Source organism: Kluyvera ascorbata ATCC 33433 (assembly GCF_000735365.1).
In the GTDB taxonomy this organism is placed as follows: Bacteria; Pseudomonadota; Gammaproteobacteria; order Enterobacterales; family Enterobacteriaceae; genus Kluyvera; species Kluyvera ascorbata.
This window is the reverse complement of record NZ_JMPL01000018.1, coordinates 17,259-38,408: the sequence shown is the minus strand read 5'-3', so window position 1 is coordinate 38,408 and position 21,150 is coordinate 17,259. Positions and strand designations below refer to the sequence as shown.

The 21,150-nt window shown below is 54.8% G+C and carries 17 protein-coding genes, 1 pseudogene and 1 other annotated feature; of the genes and pseudogenes, 7 read left to right on the top strand and 11 right to left on the bottom strand.

Translation table 11 applies throughout. The features are described from left to right. Positions 1-8: 8 nt before the first annotated feature. Genes trpA through GKAS_RS07140 form a run of 5 tightly spaced genes read right to left on the bottom strand, consistent with a single transcriptional unit; the run spans position 9 to position 6,540 of the window. Positions 9-818 carry a tryptophan synthase subunit alpha gene (gene trpA / locus GKAS_RS07160; RefSeq protein WP_035892955.1) on the bottom strand — a complete coding sequence of 270 codons (810 nt, stop codon included), beginning with the start codon at positions 816-818 and terminating at the stop codon, positions 9-11. Continuing rightward, positions 818-2,011, bottom strand: coding sequence for a tryptophan synthase subunit beta (gene trpB / locus GKAS_RS07155; RefSeq protein WP_035892954.1), 1,194 nt, complete (start codon positions 2,009-2,011; stop codon positions 818-820). Before trpB ends, trpA begins: the two co-directional genes overlap by 1 nt. 9 nt (positions 2,012-2,020) lie before the next feature. Beyond that, positions 2,021-3,379: a bifunctional indole-3-glycerol-phosphate synthase TrpC/phosphoribosylanthranilate isomerase TrpF gene (gene trpCF, locus GKAS_RS07150; protein ID WP_035892953.1), complete on the bottom strand. Its 1,359-nt coding sequence runs from the start codon at positions 3,377-3,379 to the stop codon at positions 2,021-2,023. Positions 3,380-3,382: 3 nt separating this feature from the next. Continuing rightward, the gene (trpD, locus tag GKAS_RS07145; RefSeq protein ID WP_035892952.1) at positions 3,383-4,978 is read right to left on the bottom strand and encodes a bifunctional anthranilate synthase glutamate amidotransferase component TrpG/anthranilate phosphoribosyltransferase TrpD; all 1,596 of its coding nucleotides are present in this window, start codon (positions 4,976-4,978) and stop codon (positions 3,383-3,385) included. Next, positions 4,978-6,540, bottom strand: a complete 1,563-nt coding sequence (locus GKAS_RS07140; protein ID WP_035892950.1) for an anthranilate synthase component 1 — start codon at positions 6,538-6,540, stop codon at positions 4,978-4,980. The genes trpD and GKAS_RS07140 overlap by 1 nt, the downstream gene beginning before the upstream one ends. A gap of 34 nt (positions 6,541-6,574) precedes the next feature. Beyond that, positions 6,575-6,667 (bottom strand) — a sequence feature (Trp leader region). 167 nt (positions 6,668-6,834) lie between these two features. Between GKAS_RS07140 and rnm the strand changes: the two genes are divergently transcribed. Both rnm and GKAS_RS07130 read left to right on the top strand, forming a co-directional pair. Beyond that, a complete protein-coding gene (gene rnm, locus GKAS_RS07135; RefSeq protein WP_035892945.1) occupies positions 6,835-7,716 on the top strand; it encodes an RNase RNM in 882 nt (293 codons plus the stop codon). Then, positions 7,713-8,333, top strand: a complete 621-nt coding sequence (locus tag GKAS_RS07130) for an L-threonylcarbamoyladenylate synthase (RefSeq protein ID WP_035892943.1) — start codon at positions 7,713-7,715, stop codon at positions 8,331-8,333. Before rnm ends, GKAS_RS07130 begins: the two co-directional genes overlap by 4 nt. 40 nt (positions 8,334-8,373) lie before the next feature. Here GKAS_RS07130 and GKAS_RS07125 read toward each other — a convergent pair whose 3' ends face one another. After that, positions 8,374-9,285, bottom strand: coding sequence for a LysR family transcriptional regulator (locus tag GKAS_RS07125; protein ID WP_035892942.1), 912 nt, complete (start codon positions 9,283-9,285; stop codon positions 8,374-8,376). Between the two features lie 96 nt (positions 9,286-9,381). Between GKAS_RS07125 and GKAS_RS07120 the strand changes: the two genes are divergently transcribed. Next, on the top strand, positions 9,382-9,873 hold the full coding sequence (locus tag GKAS_RS07120; protein ID WP_035892940.1) for a GNAT family N-acetyltransferase: 492 nt from the start codon (positions 9,382-9,384) through the stop codon (positions 9,871-9,873). 1,241 nt (positions 9,874-11,114) lie between these two features. Here GKAS_RS07120 and GKAS_RS07110 read toward each other — a convergent pair. From GKAS_RS07110 to GKAS_RS07105, 3 genes and pseudogenes are all read right to left on the bottom strand, one after another. Continuing rightward, positions 11,115-11,366 (bottom strand): bacteriocin immunity protein, encoded by a 252-nt coding sequence (locus GKAS_RS07110; protein ID WP_035893000.1) that lies wholly within the window; start codon positions 11,364-11,366, stop codon positions 11,115-11,117. Next, positions 11,359-11,611, bottom strand: a pseudogene (locus tag GKAS_RS23780) (bacteriocin immunity protein). Before GKAS_RS23780 ends, GKAS_RS07110 begins: the two are co-directional and overlap by 8 nt. Continuing rightward, positions 11,612-13,270 carry an S-type pyocin domain-containing protein gene (locus tag GKAS_RS07105; protein ID WP_035892936.1) on the bottom strand — a complete coding sequence of 553 codons (1,659 nt, stop codon included), beginning with the start codon at positions 13,268-13,270 and terminating at the stop codon, positions 11,612-11,614. A 595-nt stretch (positions 13,271-13,865) separates the two neighbouring features. Here GKAS_RS07105 and rluB point away from each other — a divergent pair. From rluB to GKAS_RS07080, 4 genes are all read left to right on the top strand, one after another. Next, positions 13,866-14,783, top strand: a complete 918-nt coding sequence (gene rluB / locus GKAS_RS07095) for a 23S rRNA pseudouridine(2605) synthase RluB (RefSeq protein ID WP_035892934.1) — start codon at positions 13,866-13,868, stop codon at positions 14,781-14,783. A gap of 181 nt (positions 14,784-14,964) precedes the next feature. Beyond that, positions 14,965-16,326: an MFS transporter gene (locus tag GKAS_RS07090; protein ID WP_035892933.1), complete on the top strand. Its 1,362-nt coding sequence runs from the start codon at positions 14,965-14,967 to the stop codon at positions 16,324-16,326. A gap of 18 nt (positions 16,327-16,344) precedes the next feature. Beyond that, entirely contained in the window at positions 16,345-18,696 is a 2,352-nt protein-coding gene (locus tag GKAS_RS07085; RefSeq protein ID WP_035892931.1) for a beta-glucosidase, read from the top strand. Between the two features lie 23 nt (positions 18,697-18,719). After that, on the top strand, positions 18,720-19,694 hold the full coding sequence (locus GKAS_RS07080) for a helix-turn-helix transcriptional regulator (RefSeq protein WP_035892929.1): 975 nt from the start codon (positions 18,720-18,722) through the stop codon (positions 19,692-19,694). Here GKAS_RS07080 and cobO read toward each other — a convergent pair. Together cobO and GKAS_RS07070 are read right to left on the bottom strand one after the other, a co-directional pair. Beyond that, a complete protein-coding gene (gene cobO / locus GKAS_RS07075; protein ID WP_035892927.1) occupies positions 19,666-20,256 on the bottom strand; it encodes a cob(I)yrinic acid a,c-diamide adenosyltransferase in 591 nt (196 codons plus the stop codon). The two genes, GKAS_RS07080 and cobO, sit on opposite strands and share 29 nt — an antisense overlap. Then, positions 20,253-21,014 (bottom strand): YciK family oxidoreductase, encoded by a 762-nt coding sequence (locus GKAS_RS07070; protein WP_035892925.1) that lies wholly within the window; start codon positions 21,012-21,014, stop codon positions 20,253-20,255. Before GKAS_RS07070 ends, cobO begins: the two co-directional genes overlap by 4 nt. Positions 21,015-21,150: the final 136 nt, after the last annotated feature.

Here is a 21,150-nt window from a genome sequence, read left to right as displayed (position 1 = left end):
CAGAGGGATTATGCGGTTTTGGTCGCCGCTTTCATGCTTTTCACAAAGTTTGACAGCTCGTCGAGCATCACCTGAGGCTTCTCGACGTTGCGCTCAATGATTTTAACAATCGCGGAACCCGAAATAGCCCCGGCAGCACCCGCTTCGATGCTCGCGGTTACCTGATCCGGCGCGGAGATCCCAAAGCCCTGCAGCGGCGGTGCCGCGTTGTACTCGGCCAGTTTTTCTACCAGATGGTGCAGCGGCAGCGCGGCGCGCGTTTCGGTACCGGTGACGCCTGCACGGGAGAGCAGGTAGGTATAGCCGCGGCCGTGTTCGGCAATCTGGCGCAGCAGTTCATCGTCAGCGTTCGGCGGGCAGATGAAGATAGGGGCAACGTTGTGGCGCATCGCGGCCTGACGGAACGGCGCGGACTCTTCTACCGGCACGTCGGCAACCAGCACCGAATCGACGCCTACGCGAGCGCATTCGGCGTAGAACTCATCGATACCACGGTTAAAGACCAGGTTGGCGTACATCAGCAGGCCAATCGGAATCGTCGGATGCTTTTGACGAATGGCCGCCAGCATTTCAAAGCACTGGGTCGGCGTAACGCCTGAAGCAAAGGCGCGCAGGGTCGCGTTCTGGATGGTTGGGCCATCCGCCAGCGGGTCGGAGAACGGGATCCCCAGCTCCAGCGCGTCAGCACCGGCGGCAATCAGCGTGTCGATAATCTTCAGCGACTGCTCCGGGTTCGGGTCGCCCAGCGTGACGAAGGGAACAAACGCGCCTTCCTTGCGGGACTTCAGTTGAGCAAACAGGTTGTCATAGCGTTCCATCAGATTTCCCCTCGCGCTTTCAGAATATCGTGTACGGTAAAGATGTCTTTGTCGCCGCGACCGGACAGGTTTACGACCAGCAGCTGCTCTTTTTCTGGATTTTCGCGCATCATTTTCAGCGCGTGAGCCAGGGCGTGGGAGGATTCCAGCGCCGGGATAATCCCTTCGTGGCGGCTGAGCTCCTTGAAGGCATCCAGCGCTTCGTTATCGGTAATTGATACGTATTCGGCGCGGCCAATGCTGTTCAGGAAGGCGTGCTGTGGCCCAACGGACGGGAAGTCCAGACCGGCAGAAATCGAGTAAGATTCTTCAATCTGGCCTTCATCAGTCTGCATCATCGGCGATTTCATGCCGAAGTAGATACCCACACGACCGTGTTTCAGCGGCGCGCCGTGTTCGCCGGTTTCGATACCGTGACCGGCAGGTTCAACGCCAATCAGGCCGACGCTGGTTTCATCGATAAAGTCGGCGAACATGCCGATGGCGTTAGAACCGCCGCCGACGCAGGCAATGACCGCATCCGGCAGGCGACCTTCTTTTTCACGGACTTGCACCTTGGTCTCTTCACCAATCATGCGCTGGAATTCACGCACGATGGTTGGGAACGGGTGCGGACCTGCTGCGGTGCCGAGCATATAGTGCGCGGTTTCATAGCTGCCAGACCAGTCGCGCAGCGCTTCGTTACAAGCATCTTTCAGGGTAGCGGAGCCGCTGTGTACCGCGATAACCTCCGCGCCCATCAGGCGCATACGGAACACGTTCGGCGACTGACGTTCAATATCTTTCGCACCCATATAGATGCGGCATTTCAGGCCGAGCAGGGCGCAGGCAAGTGCAGACGCCACGCCATGTTGACCAGCGCCGGTTTCAGCGATGATCTCGGTTTTACCCATGCGTTTCGCCAGCAGCGCCTGACCCAACACCTGGTTGGTTTTGTGCGCGCCGCCGTGGAGTAAATCTTCACGCTTGAGGTACAGCGTGGTTTTGGTGCCTTCTGTCAGGTTACGACACTTGGTCAGCGCCGTTGGGCGACCCGCGTAGTTTTTCAGCAGATCGGTAAACTCTGCCTGAAACGCAGGGTCTTTCTGGGCGCTGACGAAAGCCTCTTCCAGCTGGCGCAGGGCAGGCATCAGGATCTGCGGAACGTACATCCCGCCAAATTCACCAAAATAGGGGTTCAGTAAAGTGCTCATTATTGCTCCTTAATATGCGCGCAGCGTTTGAAATGCCGAGGCCAGTTTGCTGGCATCTTTAATGCCCGGTTGTAACTCTACGCCTGAATTGAAATCCAGTCCGACGCAGCCGCTTTTGGCGGCGGTCACGCAGTTATCTGCGCTTAAACCACCGGCCAGAATCACATTACTCAGATCCTGACCTTGTAACAGTGCCCAGTCGAAACGCCGCCCGGAACCGCCCTGACCGTTGTCGAAAACATATTTATCGACGTGGTTGAGGTCGCGTGCAGGCAACGTGTCGGCGACGCTCAGCGCTTTCCAGATTTGCACGCTGGCGGGCAGTTCGGCGCGCAGGGCGTCGATATAGGCCTGATCTTCGTCACCGTGAAGTTGAACGGCGCTGAGCTCAAGCGCAGTGGCACGTGCAACGACATCCGCCACAGGCGTATTACGGAACACCCCAACGTAGGAGAGCGGTGCCGCGTTGATCACTTCTCGCGCCTGGTCTTCGCTGACCGCACGAGGTGACGTTGGAACGAAAATCAAACCGCCGTAAATGGCACCGGCTTCATAGGCGGCCTGTGCGTCCTCTACACGCGTGAGTCCGCACACTTTATTCTCGCCAAGCAGCACGCGGCGCACGGCGGCATTGAGGTCGTCATGGGACATCATCGCTGAGCCAATCAGGAAGCCATTGGCATAGTGCGCCAGCTCGCGTACCTGAGCGTTGGTGTTAATGCCAGATTCACTGATGACCGTGACATCGTGACCCAGGCGCGGTGCCAGTTGGCGCGTGCGGTTAAGGTCAATGGACAGGTCTCGCAGGTCGCGGTTGTTGATGCCGACGACTTTCGCTTTCAGCGCAATGGCGCGTTCCAGCTCTTCTTCATTACTGACTTCGGTCAACACGCCCATGTTCAGGCTGTGTGCCACCGCCGCCAGTTGACGATACTGCTCGTCGTCCAGCACGGAGAGCATCAGCAGACAGGCGTCTGCCTGGTAGAAACGCGCCAGGTAAATCTGATAGGCGTCGATGATAAAGTCTTTGCACAGAATCGGCTGCGGCGCGATGCCGCTGACGATAGGCAGGAAGTCGAAGCTGCCCTGGAAATACTTCTCATCGGTCAGCACGGAAATTGCCGAAGCGTAGTGCTTATAAACGTTAGCAATGCGCGCCGGGTCGAAATCATCGCGGATCACCCCTTTCGACGGAGAGGCTTTTTTGCACTCCAGAATAAAGGCGGTGCGGGTGCCGCGCAGCGCATCATAGAAGCTGCGCTGGGTTGGTTGTACGTCATTCTGGAACGAGGCTAACGGTTGTTGTTGTTTGCGGGCTTCTACCCAAATCGCTTTATCGGCAACGATTTTTGCTAATACGGTTTGCATTTCTTATCCTCTTGCCGCTAATGCGGTGACGCGGTCGTAGGCTGCACCACTGTGTAATACGTCGAGTACGCGCTGAACGTTCGCTTTTAAGTCTTCATGACCATACAGGCGCATCAACATGGCGACGTTAACCGCCACGGCGGACTCGTGTGCAGCTTCACCTTTACCTTGTAGCAAGCGTGTCAGAATGTCACGGTTTTCTTCCGGCGTGCCGCCAGCCAGTTCGGCCTGATGATAAGGCTTGAGGCCAAAGTCATCGGCGGTCAGTTGATAGCTTTTAATTTCGCCATTATTCAGCTCAGCGACAACCGTTGGCGCGTGCAGTGAAACTTCATCCATACCGCCGCTATGCACTACTGCAGCACGCTGATATCCCAGCACGCGCAGGGTTTCGGCAATCGGCAGCACCAGTTCTGGGCTGTAGACGCCAATCAGCGCCAGCGGCGGGTGTGCCGGGTTAATCAGCGGTCCCAGCACGTTAAACAGGGTGCGGGTTTTCAACTGCTGGCGAACCGGCATCGCGTGGCGGAAACCGGTGTGATACTTCGGTGCAAACAGGAAGCACACGCCCAGTTCGTCGAGCGCCTGACGTGATTTGTCGGCGTTCATATCAAGGTTAATGCCGAAGGCGGCCAGCAGGTCGGAAGAGCCAGACTTACTGGAGACGCTGCGGTTGCCGTGTTTGGCGACCTTCAGACCACACGCCGCGGCAACGAAGGCGCTGGCGGTGGAAATGTTGATGCTGTTGCTGCCGTCGCCGCCGGTGCCGACGATATCGGCAAACGGGTAGTCCGGGCGCGGGAACGGCGCGGCGTTCTCCAGCAAGGCAGTGGCGGCACCGGCAATTTCATTCGGGCTCTCGCCGCGAATTTTCATGCTTACCAGCGCAGCGGCCAGTTGCTCCGGCTTCACTTCACCGCGCACCACGGCGGAGAACAGCTGGTGGCTTTCTTGCTGAGTCAGGGTTTCGGCCTGATACAGTTTTTCCAGAATCGGCTGCAGGGTGTTGCTTTGCTCCAGCTTCTGCAGCGCCCATGCCAGGGTCTGTTCCAGCAGGCGTGCGCCCTGGGTTGTCAGGATAGACTCCGGGTGGAACTGGAAGCCGCAGACGCGATCCGCGTCGTGACGTACCGCCATCACCATACCGTTGAAATGGGCGTTGATGGTTAAGCCTGCCGGAATGTTGCTGCCGACCAGCGAGTGGTAGCGCGCCACCGGCAGCGGGTTGGTTAACCCGGCAAACATCGCCTGGCCGTCGTGTTCAATGCTGGAGGCTTTGCCATGCAGGATTTCGCCAGCCTGACCAACGTAGCCGCCGTAGGCTTCAACAATCGCCTGATGGCCGAGGCAGATGCCGATAATCGGCAGCTTGCCGCGCATGCGGGTCAACAGTTCCGGCATACAGCCTGCTTCAGATGGTGCACCGGGGCCAGGGGAGAGCATCAGCACCGGGTTATCCATGGTACCCAGACGGTCAATTAAGGTCTGTGCCGGGACGTGGTTACGGTAAATCACCACGTTGTGGCCGTTTGCGCGCAGCTGATCTGCCAGGTTGTAGGTAAAAGAGTCGATGTTATCGAGCAGCAGAATGTCAGCCATCAGAAAATCTCCTGTGCATGATGAGCGGTGGCGATGGCGCGCAGAACCGCACGAGCTTTATTACGGGTTTCGTCGGCTTCAGACTGTGGAACGGAGTCGAGTACCACACCAGCGCCCGCCTGAACGGTCGCAATGCCTTTTTCAACGAAGGCGGAGCGGATAACAATGCAGGTATCAAGGTCACCGTGTGCGGTGAAGTAGCCCACCGCGCCGCCGTAGCTGCCGCGACGTTTGCCTTCAGCGGCGGCAATCAGCTGCATGGCGCGCACTTTTGGTGCGCCGCTTAGGGTGCCCATATTCATGCAGGCGCGGTACGCGTGCAGTACGTCGAGGTCTTTACGCAGCTCGCCAACCACGCGGGAGACGAGGTGCATGACAAAGGAGTAGCGGTCCACTTTGGTCAGGTCCGCGACGTAGCGGCTGCCCGGTGTACAGATACGCGCGAGATCGTTACGCGCCAGGTCAACCAGCATCAGATGCTCGGAGAGCTCTTTGTGGTCGGTACGCATTTCCAGCTCAATGCGGCTGTCGAGGTCGCGATCCAGCGAACCGTCGGCGCGGCGGCCGCGCGGGCGGGTACCGGCAATCGGGTAGATCTCAATCTGGCGGTTGGTCGCGTCATATTTCAGCGAGCTTTCCGGTGACGCGCCGAACAGTGTGAAATCGTTGTCCTGCATAAAGAACATGTACGGGCTTGGGTTGCTCTTCTTCAGCACGTCGTAGGCGGCCAGTGGAGAAGGGCACGGCAGCGAGAAGCGGCGGGACGGCACCACCTGGAAAATCTCCCCGGCGCGAATCGCTTTTTGCATCTTACGCACTACGTCGCCGTACGCTTCATCGCTTTGGTTGGTTTCACAGCGCATGGTCTTAATTTCATGTACCGGCAGTGCTGACGGCGGTTCATTCAACTGCTGACGAACCTGGGCGATGCGCTGCAGCAGACGGTCTTTCTCGGATTCGGACGGCGTAAACAGGCTCGCCTGAATACGCGTGTTCTTGGTCTGGTGGTCAATCACCAGCAGCGTTTCGGCCAGATAGAAGCAGTAGTCCGGGCAACTGGTGTCGTTTTCAAGCTGCGGGAGGTCTTCGAAGCCCGCGACCAGGTCATAGGCAAACAGACCGCCGAAGAACATCGCTTCACGTTCGTTTTGCGGAACGGTCACCAGCTCCTGTAACAGACGGAAGGCGTCGAACACTGACAGCGAACAGAGGCGAGCATCTTCATCCAGCAGCGTACTGACCGCCGGGAAACGCAGCACGCGGCAGGTCGGCTGGCGGTTGTTTTCTACACCCGCTGGCAGCGCGGCATCAAGCAGCGGCAGCAGGGAAGCGCCGTTATCGGACAGCGCCTGAATAGTGACGGTATCGCCGAGCGCGGTGATGCGCAGCGCGCTATCGACCAGCAGCAGGCTTTTTAAATCGTTTTTGCTGTCAATGTCGGCTGATTCAAGCAGCAGCGTCGCCGGGCGTGCACCGCACAGCTGATGGAACAGCGCGGTCGGATTCTCACGGTAAATCGCATCGCTGGTCAGAAGCTCGAGCATAGGTTTTTGTGTTTGCATCGTTGTTCTCGCCTGTTCTGAATAATTTTTACTTAATAAAAAGCCCGCTCATTGGCGGGCCGGGTATCTGTATGCTTTACGCAGACGTGATGACTCCGCCCTACTGGGAAGTACGCCACCAACCGCCGTGCAGGGCAATGATTTTACGCATCATTTTGAGATACCTTCTACTAAGTGAACTTGCGTACTAGTTAACTAGTTCGAGAGGGCAAAGTCAACCCCTGATTTTAGAATTTCATGCAATGCCGTTATGATAGGCCGCGAATCCTTATATGTAGTCCAATGGGAGCTGTTTTGAGCGACAACGAGTACGCCATCATTTATGACCTGCATAGCCACACGGTCGCCTCCGACGGACGGCTGACGCCGGAAGCGCTGGTGCATCGTGCGCTGGAAAACCGCGTAGGCACGCTGGCGATCACCGACCATGATTCTGTCGCTGCCATTCCTGCCGCACGAGCGGAAATCGCTCGCGCTGGTTTGCCGCTGACGCTGATTAGCGGCGTAGAGATCTCGACCCTTTGGGAAAATCACGAGATTCATATCGTCGGCCTGAATATTGATATCGCCAATCCGGCGCTCACCGCGTTTTTAAGCGCGCAGATAACGCGCCGTGAGCAGCGCGGGGTGATGATCGCCGAGCGGCTGGAAAAAGCGCATATTCCCGGCGCCTGGGAAGCGGCGCAGAAGTACGCCGAGGGGGGGGCGGTAACGCGTGCGCACTTTGCACGATTCCTCGTCGAACAGGGCAAAGCGAATAATATTGGCGACGTGTTTAAAAAATACCTCGCCCGTGGGAAAACCGGATACGTTCCGCCACAGTGGTGTACAATAAAGGAAGCTATTGATGTCATTCATCATTCGGGTGGAGTAGCCGTATTGGCCCATCCGGGGCGGTACGATTTGTCCGCCAAGTGGCTGAAAAGATTGCTGGCACACTTTAGTGAACACGGCGGCGATGCGATGGAAGTCGCCCAGTGTCAGCAAGCGCCTCACGAGCGCGCTCAGCTTGCCACCTATGCCCGCGATTACGGTTTACTGGGGTCACAGGGTTCCGATTTCCATCAGCCCTGCCCGTGGATAGAACTGGGCCGTAAACTGTGGTTACCCGCAGGCGTCGAGGGTGTCTGGCAGCGCTGGGAACAGCCGCAGAATTCAACTGAGAGGGAAGCATGAGTCAGTTTTTTTATATCCACCCGGATAACCCGCAGGCGCGTCTGATTAATCAGGCGGTCGAGATTGTGCGTAAGGGCGGCGTCATCGTCTACCCAACCGACTCCGGCTATGCGCTGGGCTGCAAAATTGAAGACAAAGGCGCGATGGAGCGCATTTGTCGCATCCGTCATTTGCCGGACGGCCACAACTTTACGCTGATGTGCCGCGACCTGTCCGAGCTGTCGACCTATTCCTACGTCGATAACGTGGCGTTTCGCTTAATCAAAAACAACACGCCGGGTAATTACACCTTCATCCTGAAGGGCACCAAAGAAGTGCCGCGTCGTCTGCTGCAGGAGAAGCGTAAAACCATCGGGATGCGCGTGCCTTCTAACCCTATTGCGCAGGCGCTGCTGGAAACCTTAGGCGAGCCGATGCTGTCGACCTCTCTGATGCTACCGGGCAGTGATTTCACCGAATCCGACCCGGAAGAGATTAAAGATCGTCTGGAGAAACTGGTGGATCTGATCATTCACGGCGGCTATCTCGGCCAACAGCCCACCACCGTTATCGATCTGACTGATGATTCTCCGGTCGTGCTGCGTGAAGGCGTCGGCGACGTAAAACCGTTCCTCTGATCTTCCACACCCGGCGAGCGATTGCCGCCGGGTGTTTCGCTTATTCAAACTGACTTATCTGCTCCAGCATCCACTGCTGCGCTTTTGCCTGCCCGTTCGCCGGACGGTAGTAAACCTTCAGGGTATAGGGCGGAATGGGGAACGGCGGGGTGTGCAGGGTGAGCTCGCGGGTATCAAATAGCTGATGGACGCCGCGACGCGGAAGCGTGATAGCCAAATCCGTACGGCTGACAATAAACGGCGCGGACATGACGCTCGGCAGCTCCACCACGGTACGACGGCTGACGTGGCGTGATGCCAGGTAGCTGTCGATAGGGCGATGATGCTCATTCCACGGGCTGACCACCACGTGTCCCAGTTGCAGATACGTTTCCGGCGTCAGCACATCGTTCGCCAGCGGATGGCCTTTACGTACCGCCACCACGTAGTCGTCGGTAAACAGTTCCAGCGATGCCAGGCCGTGGCGCGGCTGCACGTTCTCTTCCTCAAAACCGATGGCGAAATTCACTCTACCGGTTAACAGTTCCTCCAGCGCATCATATTCACGAGAGTACACAATGCGTGTTCGAATGCCGGGCGCGTCAGCCTGGAGTCTGGCGATGAGTTCGGGGAAAAACACCGCGGCGGTATAGTCGGTGGCGGCAAAGGTAAAGGTCTGATTGCTGGTCGCCGGGTGAAAATGGTCAGCCTGCCCGAGCTCACCGTTCAGCGCCGAGAGTGCACCGGCAATGGCGGGAAACAGCGATTCGGCGCGCGGGGTTGGCTGCATCTGGCTACCCTGACGGCTGAATAGCGGGTCGTTGAGCGAACCGCGCAGACGACTTAATGCGTGGCTGAATGCGGAAGGGCTCATGGCGAGTTCGCTAGCGGCTTCGGCAACGCGGCGATGGCGATAAAGCGCGTCGAAGACCAGCAGCAGGTTAAGGTCTAGCAGGCGAAGATTGCGATGCATGTTATTCAGTTTACCAGTGAAAAGAATGCAGCGTATTCATATCACGCTGGCGCTAGAATAGCGAACATCAACTGAATGCGTATCTCTGGAGGCATTGTGTCACACGCTATTTTTCGTCAGGCGACTCCGTCCGACATCGACCGTTGTTATGAAATTGAATCCGCAGCCTATCCGGCAGACGAAGCGGCCACGCGGGAGAAAATTGCTATCCGCATTGCGCGTTACCCGCAGGGTTTCCTGTGCATGGAGCAGGACGGCGACATTATCGGCTTTATCAATGCGGGCTGCGCCTGGGACGTGGTGATGTCGGATGAAGAGTTCAAAGAGCTGGTGGGTCATGACCCGCAAGCGCCAAACGCGGTGATTATGTCGGTGGTGCTGGATCCTGATTATCAGGGTAAAGGCCTTTCTACGGCGATGATGCAGGCGTTTATTGAACACATGCGCCAGCAGGGGAAAACGGCCATCTACCTGATGTGCAAAGCGCAGTACCTTGAGATGTATAAACGCTTTGGCTATCAGTTCCTTAAAAAATCTGACTCGACGCACGGCGGGGAAGCCTGGTTTGAAATGAGGCAGAGTATTTAGGTTTTTATCGCGCATTATTCCTTCTTTGCTTCAACCGCGCTGGGAAAGTGAAACAAAAGGGCAGGAACAAGCTGCCCTTTTCTCCTAAAATTCATGTCGTATGTGCGGTCACCATTTTGGGTGGGGAGTCTGCGTCGCAAAAAAACGACGCTGCCCGCCTCTTTATGCAGCCCGGTGTCGATTTCCCGTGCTGCTAATGAAGTCTCTAAGATGCCTGTGAAGGCGTACAAGCCAAATAAAAATTATTCTTATCAAGGTGTTGAAGTGCTTTCGTGAATGGCGAACATCGTTTTGTGTGACAGTTTTAGCAGCACTTTGAATCCCATCTTTTATACACTCTGTTTTCCATCCTCTAACAACGCCGATAAGGTTCTACGTTTGTGCTTATCACTAACGGGGCTTTATGGTTTCTATTGCTGAAAATCGAGGTAAGGGGAAAAGGCTGGTGGGGATGATCAAGTGCAAGCCAGCGTGGCTGGCTTGATTTTTAGATATTACCGGAAGTACAGCACGGCTCCAGCAATAATGATTGACAGCAAACCGAGAGCTGAAAAAGCATACTCGATAATGAACCAGTTTTTGAGGTGAGGTGGTAAGCCTCTGATGAACGAAACATTATCGTTGGTACTGTCTACCTAGCTTTTGCCAAAGATTAAAGGATTCACGATGAAATTGATCTTTGCTGCGTAACCAGAGCTAAACCCTATGGAATCAGCCTTGTCGAAAATAACCGCCCTGACAGGGAGTGAGCCAAATTTTTCTCTATGCAGAGCACAAATCGCGGAGAAGCATTTTTGTTGAGAAATGACAGAACTGCTACAGAGTTACTTTTAGCGCGTATTAAATTGCTCAAATCTTCTGAGCCTGTGTTCGGTGATTTGCCTACGTACGAGCAGATCGGACTTGAGTGGCACAGCATCATGGCTGATTGCGGCATACAAAAGTTTAATGAGTTTGGACAGAAGAGGGTAATCCATGCCCTGCGTCACACTTTCATTTCTGAGGCAATGACAAAAGCGTTGCCCGTGATGGTCCAATTCTGTGTCGGACACTCACGAACCCAATCGTTAGGTATCACAGCAAGATACACTCATAGACCGCCGTTGAGTGATTTGCTTCCGGTGGTTGATTGCATAAATTGGTAAGCTGCCCCACTTACAGGGCTTTATGGTTCCTATTGCCTAAAATCGGGGAAAGGGGAAAAGGCTGGAGACTTCCAGCCTTTTGCAGTCATCTCACTTTCAATCAACCTTATAGCTGGGCTTACCGTTTGCTTTACGCCATGCCTGGACTTTATCAGCGATAGCTTCAGGGGTTGCCTCTGCTGCTAATTGAGGATAGTAAATCAGGTCTGAACCTTCAGGATGTTCAGTCAGTTGAATGAACAATTCTAAAAGCTCGTCTTGGTGGGCTTCAGTCCCTTGGCCGCCGATTATTTCGGCGACTAAGCTGATGAAATCGCTTTTTGTGTAATCACTGAGCAATTTACTCACTACGGAAGCCGGGCTTACCGTTGGCTTTTCGCCATTCTTTAACCTGCTGAACGATGCCTTCGGGACTATCATCCTGTCCATCTTCCGGGTAAAAGATAAGATCAGATCCTGCGGGGTGTTCCGTAAGCCTATTAAATTCCAATATATTTTTGATATCTTCACTTTCGGTCGTATTCGAAAAAATCGCATAGCCTACGAACGAACTCCAAAAATTCGCTTTCAGTATAATCGCTTATGTTCTTCATTTACCCACCTCGATGGATTTCAATATGCCGTTTCGGAGTAACAACCCCGAGATTATCAACGTCGTAAACCTCGCCACCTTCGACTATTGGTTTAATATGGTGGATATCGTATTTGATCTTCCCGCCAACTTGCTCTGATATTCTTGGTGCGGGAGCTTTGCCGTTCCTAATGTTACCTAAATTATGCTGCCTAAATTGTTGACTCAGTTCAGGATCTTTCGATACTTCCAGCCAGAAAGCCTGCCTGAAGCTGTCAAAGTTGGAGAAGGTACGCCCACGCAGTTTATCGGCTATCTGAGACGGTATTGGTGATCCGGTGCCCTGATTTGCATCAGCTAACCATGCGCCGCTAACTTTCTGCCCCTTGCCTGTGACTTGCCCCGGCAGATTGCGAAGATAAACATAAATGGGGTCAAATGTCCCGGCAGGATGCACTAAAATATAATCCCGGAATGAGCGTTCTCCCGGTGCAGGGGTAACTGTCGACCACGGGCTATTGATTTCACTTTCGGGGTAAACCAGCACACTCGGAGGAACGTATACATTGTCCCGATTCCCGGTATTGGAGGGAGATACATATCCAGGATCGTCTGGTGTCCATACAATGGTTGGCTTGCTTGCGCCATCTTCCCAGAATTCATAATTCCCGGTGGTGGTGTTCTTCTGAAGCATTCGAACCGGAACCTTGTCCTGTCCGCCTCTGGCGCTGACATGAAAACCTTTCGGCCTTATCATCCCGTTCTGATCTGCTTCCCAGCGAAAACGAACGCGTGTCGGAACGTCTTCTTTGTTCTGGGCTGCCTGCTCTAGACGCATCTTGTCGATGTAATCTTGCTCACCGCTGTTAAGTTTTGGTGAGTAGAACATACCGAAGAGGAGAACTGTTGGAGGGCTGGGAGCAATCCAGCGCCCAGCGGTAGAAAGAGTACCGCCAATTTGCTGCAATGCTGCGCACCCGGCTTCTGTCGTTGCACCAGTGGTTATCCCTGTAGTTGTCGCTGCCCTTGCTATTGCCATTCCGGCAGCCGCTTCGGCTTTGGTTGTGTCCGGGGAACTGAAGAGGCGCTTGTACCAGGAGCGTTTGTCTTCCGGTGGTGGAGTCGGTTCGGCGGGTTTGTGCTTCTTTGCCGCCTGCGCGTGCTGAACGGGTTCTTCTTTCACCTGTTCTGTCTGAGGCGTTGCGCGGTAATAGCCTGCATGACCAAAATTATCGAATAACTCTTGCTCTGTGCCGGCATCGGTACAACCTTCACCACGAAGACAGGATTTCGCGTAAACAGCAACAGGCAGTGGTGTAATAATGGCGGGAGATGAAGAAGAGGGGGAACCCTGTGTAACTGCACTCGTTGCTGTGTTCGATGTTTTGGCTCCGATTCCTCTGCGTGTTTCGTAAGTTTGCACCATTATTCGCGGAATAATTTTTGCGTTGCAAGGGCAACTGCTGTAACTGTCCAGACTACCTGCAACCAGACGGCCCTCAGTGGTTATCCATGACATCCCACCAACAATACGATAAGTATTGCCATCTTTACCACACGTTACCTTGTCGCCCATCCGGGCTACTGGCGTGCCGTTGGTGCGCCTGTTTGGCGCTCCCTCCAGAACCTTGCCACCACAGGTTGTGGGATCGTACATGTGTAGAATGTATCCCTTTGCCATAAATCCTTCTGCTCGTTATTAATTTTTCCAGAACTGTCATTGTATGAATAACATCCACATACCAGAAGTGGTTTTTCCTCAAAGTGAAACTGCGTTCCGTATTATTAATTTGATGAATGTTTGTTCTAATTTTCATTCAGCCTGTGAAGCATCGAAACTTTTCACCGCTGCACAACCTGGGGCAGTCTTGTAACTTCTTCAATATCCATCTCAAGAGTTCGCAAAAGATAATTGTCAGAATCTTTCCGCGTCGCACTACGATACCCCTGTAACTTAAGCTTAAAAGCATCAAGGCTTATTGTTCCGTTTTGTACTAGCGGGATGAACGAGTAAACCTGGTTCATAATTAATGACGCCTGCTTCAGGCTGTCAGTACCAAGGCTTAGACGAATGTAACGTGAAGAAGCATTAATTTTGAAGTTGGTGTAGTATGTCCGACCACGTTTGTAGTTGTGACGGTTGTTGTGACATAGTTTATGACACCCTTTGAAACAGAAAGTATTTACAGATCAGTGGGTTGAATTTGTTTGTGGCTAACTCATTGTTTTAGAAAGTATACCAGACGCCTGGGAAGGCGACACCGGAAGGAAGCTCCATGAGCGAAAAAAGCGATAAAAGCGAAAAACTGCAAAAAGTGCTGGCGCGCGCTGGCCACGGCTCCCGTCGTGAAATTGAAACGATTATTCAGGCGGGCCGCGTGAGCGTAGACGGCAAAATCGCCAAGCTGGGCGATCGCGTTGAAGTGATCCCAGGCCTCAAAATTCGTATCGACGGCCACCTCATCTCCGTCAAAGAATCCGTAGAACAAATCTGCCGCGTACTGGCGTACTACAAGCCGGAAGGCGAACTGTGTACCCGTAACGACCCAGAAGGTCGCCCGACCGTATTTGACCGTTTGCCAAAACTGCGTGGCGCACGCTGGATTGCCGTCGGTCGTCTGGACGTGAATACCTGCGGCTTGCTGCTGTTCACCACCGATGGTGAGCTGGCAAACCGCCTGATGCACCCAAGCCGTGAAGTGGAACGTGAATACGCGGTGCGCGTATTTGGTGAAGTGGACGACACGAAAGTGCGTCAACTGTCCCGCGGCGTGCAGCTGGAAGATGGTCCTGCGGCATTCAAAACCATCAAATTCAGCGGCGGTGAGGGTATCAATCAGTGGTACAACGTGACCCTGACCGAAGGCCGTAACCGAGAGGTTCGTCGTCTGTGGGAAGCGGTAGGCGTGCAGGTTAGCCGTCTTATCCGCGTTCGCTACGGCGACATCCCGCTGCCGAAAGGCCTGCCGCGCGGTGGCTATACCGAGCTGGATCTGGCGCAGACCAACTACCTGCGTGAGCTGGTAGAACTGCCGGCTGAAACCTCCTCGAAAGTGGCGGTAGAAAAAGATCGTCGTCGCATGAAGGCAAATCAGATTCGTCGCGCCGTCAAGCGTCATACCACCACCGGTGGTAATACCGGCAACAACAATAATAACCGTCGCTCCAGCACGCGTAATAACCCGAAAGGCTAACGACGTCCATTCCGGCGGGCTCCCGCCGGAATGTTTTTCCCGTGTTACTCTTCTCCTGTGATGCCATTCACACTTCTATATAAAGACAAAAAACAGGAATTCCCCGGACAAAGAACGCAAAGTGATAAAATAACCCTCGCCATATACTGTCGCCACAGATTACTCAAACAGGTAGCCCGAAATGGATACAACCCAAAAACTCTCGGCAAGCTATGTGGTTATCGGCGTTAAAGAAAAAATTGGCTATGGCTTCGGTGACTTTGCCTCTAATTTATCCTTCGGTTTCGTTTCACTCTTTTTATTATTCTTCTATACCAACATCTACGGTATCAGCGCGGTTCAGGCGAGCCTGATCTTTGTTATTGCGCGAGTGGTTGATGCGATTTTTAATATCCTGATTGGCTTCGCCATTGATAAAACCCACAGCCGCTACGGCAAGCTGCGTCCGTGGTTATTATACGGCTCGGTGCCGCTGGGACTGTTAACCGTACTGTGCTTCCTGCCGTTTGGCGGCGAGGCCAAGTTCTGGTTTGCACTCTGTTCGTACACCATCTACTGCCTGGCCTACACCGCGGTGAATACGCCGTACTCGGCAATGACCAACCGCTTAACGCAGCATGAAGCCTCACGCTCGTCGCTGTCGGTCTACCGCTTTGTGATGGCGATTGTCGGCTACCTGATTGTCTCCACCACCGCGGATATTCTTATTTCGCCGTTCGACGACAAACAGCTGGGCTACGTTTTTGCCGTCTCCTGTTTTGCGCTGCTGGCAACGTTCTTGTTCCTGGCCTGCTTTGGCATGACCAAAGAGCGCGTGGGGGAAGAAGAAGATACGCCAGCGCCGACGCTGCGTGAAATGTTCCGCGCGGTGATGGGCAATGCGCCGCTGATTAACCTGTCGTTATTTACCGTTTTCTTTTATATCGCTTATACCGTGTGGATGGCGATAGCCATTTACTTTATTAAATACATCATTGGCAATGAAGGTTTTACCGCCTCGTTCTTTATGATTCAGTCCGCCGCTTATATTTTAGGCACGGTGGTTTCTGAGAAAGTTATCGCCATGATGGGGAAAAAGAAAATGGCGCTGGTGGCGCTGTTGATTGGCGTGCTCGGTGTGCTGATGCAGTATTTTGTCGCCGGTAATAATATCTGGCTGATTATGACCGGAGTATGCCTGTTCAGTATTACGCTGGGGATGGGATTTGTCGCCATGTGGTCAATGATCGCCGACACCGTCGAATATGCAGAATGGCACCACGGCGTACGCACCGAAGGCGCGATTTACGGCTTCTTCAACTTTATTACCAAAATAGCGATGGCGATTGGTGGCGGCTGCGCAGGCTGGATGCTGGATTACTATCACTATGATGCGGCGAATATCAGCGCCAGCGCGCTCAGCGGTATCAATATACTGATGACGCTGTTCCCCGGCGCCATGTTTGCGATTGGCGCTATCTTCGTTGCCAGCTATTCGTTAGATGAAAAGACCTACCGCGACATCGTGCAGAAAATCAGCCTGCGCAAACAGAACGCGCTTTAACCTCAGGGAGTCAGAGACATGAATCGTGATTTTAACAGCCTTATTGCGGCGATGAACGCAGAAGAAAAAGTGGCGCTGCTGACCGGTAGCGGCCTGTGGCGCACGGCGAGCCTGCCGCAGCATGGCATTGACGATATCGTCATGACCGACGGCACCTACGGCGTGCGTTACAGCAGCGCGCAGATAGACGGTAATGAAAAGTGGAGCATGGATGATTTTATCTCCGTGATCACCCAAACCGCCGACCGGGCCAATGCTGAAGAACCGGCGGCGAAAGGGGGCAGTGAAGCGCTGTTCAGCGCCTCGCTGCCGGCCACCTGTTTCCCCAACGGCTCGAGCCTTGCCTGTAGTTGGGATATTGACCTTGTTTATCAGATGGGCCAGGCGCTCGGGCGCGAATGTCAGCATATGGGCGTCGGGATTTTACTGGGACCTGGGATTAACATCCGCCGCACGCCGCTGGCGGGGCGCGGTTACGAATACTACGCTGAAGACCCGGTGCTGAGCGGCGATATTGCCGCCGCGCTTATCAATGGCCTACAGGATGAAGGCGTAGGTGCTAGCCTGAAGCACTTTGCGGCCAATAACTCGGAATACCGCCGCACCGAAATGGACTCCATCATTGAAGAGCGCGCGCTGCGCGAAATCTATCTGGCCGGGTTCCAGCGGGCGATTGCCAAATCGCAGCCGTGGACGGTGATGTCCTCCTATAACCGCCTGAATGGCACGCAGACTTCGCAGGACCCGTTCCTGCTGACCCAGGTGCTGCGCGACGAATGGGGCTACGACGGGCTGGTGATGTCGGACTGGTACGGGATTAAAGACCGCCCAGCGTCACTGCTCGCGGGGAACGATCTGGCGATGCCGGAAACGCGTCGTGATAAGCAGACGTTGCTGGCGGCCATTAACGCGGGTGACGTTCCTATGGATGTGGTTGACCGTGCTTGTCTGCGGATGCTGGAACTACTGGATAAAGTGCAGCGTAACCGTCGACCGAATACCAAAGCAGATTTCTCGGCACATCACGCACTTTCGCAGCAATTGGCTGCAGAGTCTATCGTTTTGTTGAAAAATGACGACCATATTTTGCCGCTGCGCCCGGAAAAAACGCCGCGTATTGCCGTACTGGGAAAACCGGCGCAGGAGCCCGTTATCCAAGGCTCTGGCTGTGCGACCACGGTACCGTATCTGCTCGACCGTCCGCTGGACGAGATCTTCGACCTCGCGGGTGACGATTTCAGCGTGACCTGGGCCATTGGCGCACCGGACGATATGAAGAGCGATGAAGCGGCGCTGGCTCAGGCTAAAGCCGTTGCCCAGGATGCCGATGTCGCGGTGGTATTTGTCAGCACCGCGGTTGGCGAGGACGGTGAAAATGGCGATCGCCACGATCTGAATATTCTGGCGGTACATGAGCAGCTCATTCGTGAGGTCGCCTCCGTACAGCCAAACGTGGTGGTGGTGCTGGCAAACAGTGACGCGGTAGTGATGCCGTGGCTCGGTGAGTGTAAGGCCCTGCTGGAGACCTTCTTCGCCGGGCAGGGCATGGGGCGTGCGGTAGCGGAAATCCTGTTCGGCAAGCGAAACCCTTGCGGTAAGCTAACGGTCACCGTACCGAACACGCTGGAAGAGACGCCGGCCTGGCTGAATTATCCGGGTGAAAACCTGCGCCACCACTACGGTGAAGGGCTGTTCGTTGGCTACCGTTACTATGATAAGCGTTGCCTGACGCCGCAGTTTCCGTTCGGATTTGGCTTAAGTTACACCCAGTTTGCCTACGCGAATCTATCACTGTCGTCGGCGCGTGCCGGTGCTGATGATACGCTGACGGTCTCCTTTGATGTGAGTAACGTCGGCGATTGTGATGGCAAAGAAGTGGTTCAGCTGTATGTTTCTGCGCCTGAAGGCGAACTGATCCGCGAAGTCCGCGCGTTGAAGGGATTCGATAAAATCGTTCTCGCCGCAGGGGAAACGCGACGCGTTAGCCTGCAACTACCGATAGCCGAACTGGCCTGCTATCATCCAGGCCTTGCTGACTGGGTGATTACGCCAGGCGTCTGGCAGGTGCATGTAGGCGGCTCGTCTCGCAGTCTGCCACTGAATGCCCGGTTTGAGGTTGACTGTCCCGCCCGTTATGTTCCATTGCGTGACGATAACTCCTTACAGCAGTTGATCCAGCAGCCTGCCGCCTTTGCCCGTGTCGTACAGCTGATTGCCGGGAAGAGTCAGCTTCCACCGGAGCAGGTTCGGGAAAAGCTGATTCGCCTGGCACCGGATCTGTTCTGCGGCCTGCTTATCGCGCTGACGGAATTCCTGGCGCTGGATATCGAGCGTGATGAGCTAAACGCGGTACTGGCTGAGCCTGAGTAACGGCTAACTACAGGAGAGAAGGCGTGTTCCCATTTTCAGTGACTCATCCCCACCCGGCAACGCAAACCGGGCGGCAGACGGCAAACAGCGGCTATGAGCTGATTGCCTTCGACGCAGAAAAACTGAACGTATTTGCCGCTGAGGTTCGCTATTGTGAGCCGCACTGGCATCCGGCACCGGAACTGATTACGGTGCTGAATGGGCGCTTCTCTCTGACCGTTGGTCAGCAGAACGTGGTCCTCCAACAGGGCGAGATGCTATATATCAACGCTGAAGAGGTGCACGAACTGAGTGCGGAGGAGGAGGGCAGCCAACTGGTGACGGTGCAGTTCTCTCCCGGACTTTTTGATGACCTGCACCCGGCGCCGTTGCTGGAGTGGCGTACCCATAAGCACGCCATGACGGATGCTGACCATACCGTTTTTCAACGGCTGATGGCGTTACTGGAACGTATTATCGATAACCATGCGCCATTTCAGCGTTTTGCGGCGATTTATATGCTGCTTGACGCGCTGGTCGCCGCCGGGCAGACGATTGAGCTCGCGGAAAATACGATACGTGAAGAGGCGATGATTAAAGAAGGGATTGAATATATTAATCAACACTTCGATCGGCCGCTGACGCTAAGCGACGTTGCCGAGCATAGCGGCATGAGCTATTCGTGGTTTTCGCGGTTGTTTAAAAAGGTCAGTCGGCACAACTTTAAAGAGTATCTGACGCTGGTGAGGCTCAATAAAGCCCGCACCCTGCTGCGCGACACGCGAACGCCAATTACTGAAATCAGCCACAGCTGCGGTTTCCCGGAGCACAAACTGCTGATTGCCGCTTTTAATAAGTACTGCGGACTGACGCCTACGGAGTACCGTAAGCGCTTTATTTCGCGTCAGAACCTGACGGAGGTCGCGCTGGCGCAAGGGGAAGACTGTTTATGCCTGCCGCTCAATAAGGCGCTGCTCGACAGGCTCGCGCTCAATAATCAATCCCAATCTGCGCCTTAATTCCCGCTTCAAACGCATGCTTCACCGGGCGCAGTTCGCTGACCGTATCGGCGTACTCCAGAATATCCCGGTGGCATCCGCGACCGGTAATAATCACCGTCTGATGATGCGGACGGTTTTTCAGCGCGGTTAATACCGCTTCTAACGGCAGATAATCGTACGCGACCATGTAGGTCAGCTCATCAAGCAGCACCATATCCAGCGTGTCGTCGGCCAGCATCCGCTTTGCATGCTCCCAGACGGCAAGGCAAGCTTCAGTGTCGCTCTCCCGGTTCTGGGTGTCCCAGGTAAAACCGGTGGCCATGACCTGAAATTCGACGCCGAGTGGCTCAAGCAGGTTACGCTCGCCGTTAGGCCAGGTTCCCTTAATAAACTGAATGACGCCAACGTTATGCCCGTGCCCGACGGCACGGGTGGCGGTACCAAAGGCGGCGGTGGTCTTACCTTTACCGTTGCCGGTAAACACAATCACGATCCCGCGGGTATCCTGAGCCGCGGCGACACGGGCGGCAACGCGCTCTTTTACGCGCTGCTGACGTTCACGATAGCGTTCATCACTCATTGTGCGATTCCTGGTTTACGCCCTGGCTGGGCATCAAAAGTCATACCGGTTTTACGGCGGCTATCATCGCCCATCAGCCACAGGTAGAGCGGCATAATATCGGCAGGCGTTTTGAGCTTCTGCGGATCTTCCGTCGGGAAGGCGCTGGCGCGCATGCCAGTGCGGGTGCCGCCTGGGTTAATGCAGTTTACGCGCAGAGGTCGATTCTTATACTCATCGGCAAGTACCTGCATCATTCCTTCGGTGGCAAACTTCGATACCGCATAGGCACCCCAGTTGGCGCGCCCCTCGCGCCCGACGCTCGACGAGGTAAAGACCAGCGAGCCGGATTCTGCTTTCAGCAGCAGCGGCAGCAGCGCCTGGGTGAGCATAAAGGTGCCGTTGACGTTGACCTGCATCACCTGCTGCCAGACGGCCGGGTCCTGCTGGTCCATCGGCACGACTTCGCCCAGAAGCCCGGCGTTGTGCAGCACGCCGTCAAGATGCGGATAGTGTAGGCTAATCTGCTGAGCAACCTGCTGGCATTCCTGTGGCGTACAGGTGAGCAGGTCGAGCGTAAACCAGCGCGCGGGCCGCAGGCCGGCGTGGTCTATCTCCTGCGCAACCGCGCGCAGTTTTTCATCGTTCCGGCCGAGCAAAATAACGCTGGCGCCGTAACGGGCGTAGGTGATTGCCGCTTCCCGTCCAATACCATCGCTGGCCCCGGTGACCAGAATGATACGGTTTTGCAACAAATCGAGTTGGGGTTGATAGTGCACAGTGACTCCTCTATGGCATTCGTCTGCCATATTTTTTGTACTTTTCATGGCTTTCGGGCTTTATGCCTGAATCTTCGCGCTATTTCAATCAGCGCACGGGAGAGACAACGGTTAATTAACAATTTGCAATGATTTC

Bases quoted from the DNA above. Each gene is read 5' to 3' on its own strand.
- GKAS_RS07130 (WP_035892943.1), top strand. From the start codon at position 7,713: ATGAGTCAGTTTTTTTATATCCACCCGGATAACCCGCAGGCGCGTCTG.
- trpD (WP_035892952.1), bottom strand. From the start codon at position 4,978: ATGGCTGACATTCTGCTGCTCGATAACATCGACTCTTTTACCTACAAC.
- trpB (WP_035892954.1), bottom strand. From the start codon at position 2,011: ATGAGCACTTTACTGAACCCCTATTTTGGTGAATTTGGCGGGATGTAC.
- rluB (WP_035892934.1), top strand. From the start codon at position 13,866: ATGAGCGAAAAAAGCGATAAAAGCGAAAAACTGCAAAAAGTGCTGGCG.
- GKAS_RS07090 (WP_035892933.1), top strand. From the start codon at position 14,965: ATGGATACAACCCAAAAACTCTCGGCAAGCTATGTGGTTATCGGCGTT.
- GKAS_RS07140 (WP_035892950.1), bottom strand. From the start codon at position 6,540: ATGCAAACACAAAAACCTATGCTCGAGCTTCTGACCAGCGATGCGATT.
- GKAS_RS07105 (WP_035892936.1), bottom strand. From the start codon at position 13,270: ATGGCAAAGGGATACATTCTACACATGTACGATCCCACAACCTGTGGT.
- trpA (WP_035892955.1), bottom strand. From the start codon at position 818: ATGGAACGCTATGACAACCTGTTTGCTCAACTGAAGTCCCGCAAGGAA.
- GKAS_RS07125 (WP_035892942.1), bottom strand. From the start codon at position 9,285: ATGCATCGCAATCTTCGCCTGCTAGACCTTAACCTGCTGCTGGTCTTC.
- cobO (WP_035892927.1), bottom strand. From the start codon at position 20,256: ATGAGTGATGAACGCTATCGTGAACGTCAGCAGCGCGTAAAAGAGCGC.
- GKAS_RS07085 (WP_035892931.1), top strand. From the start codon at position 16,345: ATGAATCGTGATTTTAACAGCCTTATTGCGGCGATGAACGCAGAAGAA.
- trpCF (WP_035892953.1), bottom strand. From the start codon at position 3,379: ATGCAAACCGTATTAGCAAAAATCGTTGCCGATAAAGCGATTTGGGTA.